Source organism: Helicobacter sp. T3_23-1059 (assembly GCF_053654515.1).
On the sequence record NZ_JBSIUV010000176.1, the window covers coordinates 1 to 827 of the forward strand.

An 827-nucleotide genomic window follows, 5' to 3' on the forward strand; every position below is an offset into this window, starting at 1 on the left:
TGAAGCGTCTAGTAAATTATTATTTGCGATTAACACATTTTTTATCGTGCGAAATGAATCGCGTGCATTACTCGCATAGCGGAGTTTGTGCGTTTTTGTGATTTTATCTATTGCTTTAGAATCTACTGCTTGGGCTTTTTCTTTCTTATAAGTTTCATCATTTGCAAACTCATCAATAAATTTCCAAACTTTATCAAAATCCAAACTCTCTATTTTGACATTGATAAAATCTGTGCCTTGAAGTTTGCTAAACACGCAAGTAGAGAAATTTGGCGCAGAATTAAAAGTAGCATTATAAAACGACACTATGCCATTAAAAATACTCTCGTGGAAATCCGCGTATTTATGAAATATTGCGTGATTAAAAAAGACATTACCATTAAATTCGCAGTTGGTGAAATATACTCGCTCTCTAAACTCGCAATGCTGGAAATCTATGCGTAGGGATTGTGGATTTTTATTAGATTCTGTGTTGCATTTATCGTGCGATACGGAATCCAACGGAGTAAAAGTGATATATTTAAAATGAACTTCACTACAAAACACGCAATTTTTAAAAGAAATTTCATCTTTTATGTATATCGTTTTGCGTTTGGATTTTATGTCGCACTCGCTAGATTTGTTTGCATTAGTTTTGTTAGATTCTATGTTAGATTTTGTATTGTTTTGAGATTCTTTAGACTCCGTGTTTGTATTGATATTGTCATATTTTACACTCAAAGGCTTGCAGATATAATATTTATCATCTTGCTTTTTTATGATTTTATCTAGCTTATTTTGTGGTTTGTTATCTTGTAGCCATTTTTTACACGCCTTGTCTAGCTTAT

The 827-nt window shown here is 32.0% G+C and carries 1 protein-coding gene; it reads right to left on the reverse strand.

Annotated features, from left to right (window positions below):
• On the reverse strand, positions 1 to 827 hold an 827-nt coding region (locus ACWIX0_RS13910; RefSeq protein ID WP_454174574.1), incomplete at both ends, for a pentapeptide repeat-containing protein.